The following is a 6,472-nucleotide window of genomic DNA, read 5'->3' as shown; positions in this document are numbered from 1 at the left end:
CGCGCTGCCATGCCGCCAGCGCGAGCACGTGCGCCGCTCCCCGACGTACCACAGATGAGCCGGTGGAGTAGGCGTCGTGTGCGTCATTAACCATCTGCTGCAACAACGTTCGGTCATCCGTACGCGTGGCCACCTCGCCCAGAATCACCATGCGGATCATGTCCAGCTCGGTCGCGCCTGTCGGCTGTGGGGGCGGCAGGGATTCGGTCGCGGCGCGCGCGGCAGACAACCGGCCCGCAGCGAGATGGACAACCCCGTCAAACAGGGTCCACATAGCGAGGGCCATCGTGTTGCCTTCCCGGCGGGCCTGCTCTGTTCCGTCGGCGACCCGGGCCGCAGCGTCGTCCAACCGGCCGACCGCCGCCAGTAGGATCGGGTAGTGCATTGCGGCCAACTCATGGGCTGCGGTCGCATCACTGGTGCGGGCGAGCGCGCAAAGCTCCTCGAGCTGGCGTAGGGCGCGGCTCGCGTACCCGTCGCCACAGTCGAGCAAAGCGAGGGTGAGGTTGGCCATGATTTTCGACTCGAGATCACCGGTTGATGCCGCGGCGGCGGCAGCCTCGTTGGCCGCCGCGCGTTGTTGTCCACCTCGCTTCTGAAACATCAGGTTGTAGGCCAGCCACCCCAGATGCCGTGCCCGGGTGACCTCGCTGACGTTGAGCAGCCGCAGCGCTCGACGATTCTCCTCCACTCGTCGCTGCGTAGTGTGCTTATTCTTCGTCGCGAGGCGCAGGCGGATCTCGGCCTCCTGTTGGGGCGACGCCGCCTCCGAGAGCGCCGCAACGGCCAACTCTTCGGCCTCGTGATAGCGGCTGGCCCGGTTCAGCAACCCCACCGTTTCGGCGACCAGCGACCCGTGTTCAGGGTCGTCGGCGGGCAACAGCTCCAACGCGCGCGTGCTCAAGTCCGCGGCCGCGCTGGCATCGCTGTGGCCAACCGATTGAGCGGCCTGCCGCAGCGCGCTGATCGCCTCGCTGTCTCCGGGCTCGGCGCTGCGCGCCAGCTGCGTGGCCACCTCAGCCGGGGCCGCGCCCAGACTGAGCATCACCGACGCCGACTGGCGCTCCATCGCACGCCGCAGCGACTGCGGCAACGACTGCCGGGTGGTCTCGCGCAACAAGTCGTGCCGAAACCTCAGCCGCTCACCGTCTTCGACGAGCAGATCCGCGCGCACCGCCTCCTGGATAGCCGACATCAACGACGCCGGCTGGCGGTCCAGCATCGCGGCCAACAGCCCGGCCGAGAACCGGTCCGGCAGCACCGCGGCCACCCGCACCACCTCGCCGGCACCGTCGGAGAGGTGGTCGAGTCGCTGCTGCATACTTGCGCCCAGACGTCGCGGCAGCCCTTGGCCGCTGGCCACCGCACGCCCGGCGCTCACGTTGAGCCGGCCCTCCTCGCCCAGACCCCCGACCAGCTCACTGACCAGGAATGGATTTCCGTGCGCCTTGGCGGCCAGCTTCAGCAGCGACTCATCAGCGTTGGCCCGCACCGCGTCGCCGACCATATCGGCGACCGCGCCCGGCGACATCGCCGTCACCCGCACAACTGCGGCATCCGCGCTTTGCAGCACCGACAAGGTGTCCTGCACCGCCGGCCCGCCGGCCCCGGTGCGGGCGGTCAAAATCCACAGCACCGCCACATCCGGGCGCGCGGTGGCCAGCGAGCGCAGCGCCAACAGGGTGCCGTTATCGGCCCAGTGGATGTCCTCCAGCACAATCGCCAGCGGGGTTTCCGCAGCCGCCGCATGAATCGCGTCGGCCAGATCGTGCACCACCCAGTAGCGCAGATCCGCCGAGCCGCCCAGCCGGCGCAGCGCGTCGGCGTCTCCCACCGGGGGATCGGCGCGCAGGGTGGCCATGAACAGCGCGAAAAACGGCACCGTCTGCTGATACTCGAACGCCTCACCGAACAAAGTGCGCACCCCGCACTTGTCGGCCAGCGCCATCATCTCGGTCAACAACCGACTCTTCCCGATGCCCGGCGGGCCCTCGATGACCAGCACACCCCCGCGCCCGCCCACCAGCGCCGCCACCAGCGCGCCGATCACCTTCAACTCGCCCGCTCGCCCCCGAATCGGCGGAGTTACGAGCCGCTGGCCGCCGAGATCATTAAGGCCGGTTGAAGGCCCCACGGGGTGTCCTGTCTACCGTTTGCTGGACTGCCGCTGCAGTGCAGGTCATTGTACGCATCCGCCGATCCACGCGGAATGCACGTCGATGCTGCTCGGCGCGCACGCGATCTGGGGCAGCGCCTCGGCGCCGACCCCGGAACACCAGCGGCGACGACCTCGAACGGCGGGTGGTCACGCCGGCAAGCAGAGCCGCCAGTTCATCGGTGCGCTCGTGAAGCGCTATCGCCACTTTCAGCCACGTGTTATGCACCTCGTCGCCTTGCATGGCCGAAAGATTAGGGCCAAATCTCGGCCATGCCATAGTCCGCGCGAAACGAAGACGCGCGTCATCCTCGTCTGTGGACGATGACTTTTCTGGGTCAGATCGATGAACGGCGTCCTGAGTTCGACCATCACCAATTGCGCCTAGACCTTGGAGACCTCTACCGACTTAGCGAGGAGATGAACGCCGGCGGGCCAGTGGTCGAGTGGCAAGAGACACTTATCGCTATGGCCGAAAACAACCTTCAGGGCCGCCTCATGTCGCTAAGACGATGAGCGTGATGACTGTGACGAACCGGCACCTGCCGGACAGATCGTTATCGTCGCGGCCTTCCGCTCATCCACAGCCTCAATGGGTTTCGGCTACATCAGACGACGATGTACCTCGAACGCCAAACACAGTTCGACGACATCCCTCGGGCGCGAGAGGGATCGGCCGGTACGTTTCTCGATCCGACGCAACCGGTGGCGCACGGTGTTCGGGTGGCAAAAAAGTACCTCAGCCGCACCGCCCACGGACGCATCATTGTCCTGCCACACCCTGAACGTTTCGAAGAGCATCTCCCGGTCCTCGTCGGGAAGGTCGCCGAAGCAGTTCAACGCGGCGCCGACGGTTTGGACCATCACCTTCGGTGCGCTCACGGCAGCGGTGGCCAGGATGGAGCCGTCGAACACAGCGACTGAGGAGGTGCAATCGGTCGGGCCCCGTAACATCATTCTTGCCACGTGCAGGGCTTGTGGCGTATCGCGCAGATCCTCGTACGCCGCACTGACCCCCACCCGCGCCGTGGTCGTCCGAGACATCAGGGCAACAACGACGTCGAGTTTTTGGTCGGATTTGACGTGCACGATCCCGACCTGCACATCAGGCAGCAGCCGCCACGCCGAAAAGATGTCAAGGCTACGCAGCTTCGACTCGACCTCGGGTAGCGGTTCATCGCCCGCAGTCGGAGTTTTCGCGGCGACGACCACAAAAGGACCATTGATCGGCAGCCGCAGGGAGCCGGCGACGTCCCGCAGACTCCACTCGTCGAACGCTCGTCCCTCAAGAAGCGAGTCAACCAGATTCATACGTTGTGGCGTGTCAGCGAGTAGCTGCCGCTTCTGCTCGTCGCGATAACCGGCCACCACAGCGGTAGCGATCAGTTCGGCGAAGCGGCTGATGTGGACCTCGGTGTCGGCTGGCATGGGGCCGGGTTGCAGGGAACCGACCGCCGCCAGGCCCCATATGCGTCCATCAACGATGATCGGCACCCCCACCGCCGCGCTCACACCCACCGCGCGCACGCGAGCAGCGATCGGCCCGGCAAAATTGTCGTAGCTGTCGATCCGTGCGGGCCGGCCGCTGTGTTGCACCAGCGCCGCGAGGGTGTTGCCTTCCACCGGAGTTCGGGTGCCCACCGGCCATTTTGCGAGCGCCTCGGGATCGGCAGCGGCGGCCACAATGGTAATCTCGCGATCCGATTCGAAGCGCCACAATCCGGCGGTGTCCGCAGGCACACATCGGCGCATCTCGTCGGCCACCGCGCCAAAAACCTCCAAAGGTTCAACGCCGCGCGCGACCAGCATGGCGAGTCGGCGCAACGCGGCCTGTTCGGCGGCGAGCTGACGATACTTCGCATACAGCTTGGCCTGGTCCAGGTTCTCGTCGAATTCGGCAGCAAATTCCTCGGCGGTGAAGAGTCCATCCACCGCATCCCCATCAATGGTCAGGTCAGATTGAAACCCTGCGCACAGTTCGCCATCGTTCGCGCGTCTTGCCTGCGCGTCGGGATCGATAGTGCTACTTGCTGATTCGGTGACCGAGCTAGGCGAGTGTGCGGTCATCGGGACACCATCACGTACCCAGCGACACCGAACACCACCGGCACCATCACCAGCACTCCATACGCTGCACTCAGCATCGTTCGCTCTTTTCCTCGTGTGCTCACCGGCGCGGTGTCTGGCCCAGCCTCGGCCGTCGTTCGAATGAGAACGCAATTAGTTGACGACTCCTACGATCGCCGCGCGGGCAGCCCAGCACCATCGGCCGAGGATTGATGTTTAACGCCGCATCGATGTAGGGCTAGGCGGGCCCGGTATTTGACGGGTTGGTCAATCAGACCCGCGCATGAGCTGCGTCAATTGGGCGCGGGTGTTGATGCCCAGCTTGGCGAACGCATTGTGGAGATGCGTTTTCACCGTATGGAGGGAAAGGTGCAGCTGCTCGGCGACGAAGCGGTTGGTCGCGCCCTGGGCGATCAGGTTGACGACCGTGAGCTCGGAGTCGGTGAGGCTGTCCCAGCCGGTCTTGGCCCGCGGCTGGCTGACAATGCGACGTTCCACACCTAACCGGCGCAACTCGCGGCCCACCCGGCGCGCATCGGCGAGCGCTTCGTGGTGCACGTAGGTGTCGAATGCGGCATTGAGCTGATGGACCGCCGTGTCAGGGTGGTCGGCGCGTGCGAGTTCAGCGCCGGCGTCCTCGGCGGCCGCGGCGTAGAGAAGCGGCCGCGACGACGAGTGAAGCACGTCCGCGGCAGCCACCAGTGCCTGGGCATCACGTTCGAGTATCCCGTGGGCATGCCTGGCGACCCCGGTGAACAGCGGGATCGCCGGCCGCTCACGCTCGAGCAGGTCGGTGGCCTGCAGGACACGTGCGCGCAAGCCGGCATCGCCGGCGGCCGACGCCACCCGCGCACCCAAGATCACCTGATCTAGGACCTGGGGCCAGAGTGGTGACTCGAACAGGGTGGTACCGCCGAGCCAGCGCATCGCGTCATGGACGTCGTCGCGCTGCCACGCCGCCAGCGCCAGCAAATGCGCTGTTCCCCTACGTACCACAGATGAGCCAGCGGAGTAGGCGTCGCGCGCGTCATTAACCATCTGCTGCAACAAGTTTCGGTCATCGGTGCGCACCGCCACCTCGGCCAGAATCACCATGCGGATCATGTCCGGCTCGGACACGCCTGTCCGTTGTGGGCGCGGCAGGGATTCGGTCGCATCGCGCGCAGCAGACAACCGGCCCGCCGCCAGCTGGACAACCCCGTCAATCGACGCCCACATATCTAGGCCCATTGCGTTGCGTTCTCGGCCGGCTTGCTCTGTTCCATTGGCGATCTGGGCCGCAGCGTCGTCCAACCGGCCGACAACCGCCAGCAGGATCGCGTAGTGGTTTGCGGCCAAGTCATGGGCTGCGGTCGCTTCACTGGTGCGGGCGAGCGCACAAAGCTCCTCGAGGTGCCGTAGGGCGCGGCCCGCATACCCGTCGCCACAGTCGAGCAAAGCGAGGGTGACATCGGCCAGGATCGCGGCCTCGAGATCACCGGTCGACGCCGCGGCGGCGGCAGCCTCCTCGGCTGCCGCGCGCCGTTCCCCACGTTGGCCCTGCAACGCCAAGTTGTAGGCCAGCCACGCTAGATGCCGTGCCCGGGTGATCTCGCTGATGTCGCCCAACTGCAGCGCTCGACGATTCTCCTCGACGCGCCGCTGCGTGCTGTGCTTATTGAGCGTCGGGAGGCGCAGACGGATCTCGGCCTCCTGTTGGGGAGACGCCGCCTCCGAGAGCGCCGCAACGGCCAACTCTTCGGCCTCCACGTAGCGGCTGGCCCGATTGAGCAACCCCACCGTTTCCGCGACCAGTACCCCGTGTTCAGGGTCGTCGGCCGCCAACAGCTCCAACGCGCGCGTGCTCAAATCCGCGGCCGCACTCGCATCACTGTGGCCAACCGATTGAGCGGCCTGCCGCAGCGCGCTGATCGCCTCGCTGTCTCCGGGCTCGGCGCTGCGCGCCAGCTGCGTGGCCACCGCAGCCGGGGCCGCGCCCAGCCTCAGCATGACCGACGCCGATTGGCGCTCCATGGCGCGCCGCAGCGACTGCGGTAAGGACTGTCGAGTGGTCTCGCGCAGCAAGTCGTGCCGAAACCTCAGCTGGTCACCGTCTTCGACGAGCAGATCCGCGCGCACCGCGTCTTGGATAGCCGACATCAACGACGCCGGCTGGCGGTCCAGCATCGCGGCCAACAGCCCGGCCGAGAACCGGTCCGGCAGCACCGCGGCCACCCGCACCACCTCGCCGGCACCGTCGGAGAGGTGGTC

At 66.5% G+C, this 6,472-nt stretch carries 3 protein-coding genes; all 3 read right to left on the bottom strand.

Annotated features, from left to right (window positions below; genetic code table 11):
• On the bottom strand, positions 1–2,134 hold a 2,134-nt coding region (locus JWP83_RS19920), incomplete at its 3' end, for an AAA family ATPase (protein ID WP_297733529.1).
• A 624-nt stretch (positions 2,135–2,758) separates the two neighbouring features.
• Positions 2,759–4,222 (bottom strand): helix-turn-helix domain-containing protein, encoded by a 1,464-nt coding sequence (locus tag JWP83_RS19915; RefSeq protein WP_297733526.1) that lies wholly within the window; start codon positions 4,220–4,222, stop codon positions 2,759–2,761.
• Positions 4,223–4,489: 267 nt separating this feature from the next.
• A partial coding sequence (locus tag JWP83_RS19910; RefSeq protein ID WP_297733523.1) for a LuxR family transcriptional regulator occupies positions 4,490–6,472 on the bottom strand: 1,983 nt, incomplete at its 5' end.

Origin of the sequence: Mycobacterium sp., assembly GCF_025965855.1 — a bacterium.
Taxonomy (GTDB): Bacteria; Actinomycetota; Actinomycetes; order Mycobacteriales; family Mycobacteriaceae; genus Mycobacterium.
The sequence above is the reverse complement of the archived record's forward strand: the minus strand, read 5'-3'. Positions and strand labels throughout refer to the sequence as shown.

Coding starts and splice junctions, on each gene's coding strand:
- JWP83_RS19915 (WP_297733526.1), bottom strand. CDS start 4,222: ATGACCGCACACTCGCCTAGCTCGGTCACCGAATCAGCAAGTAGCACT.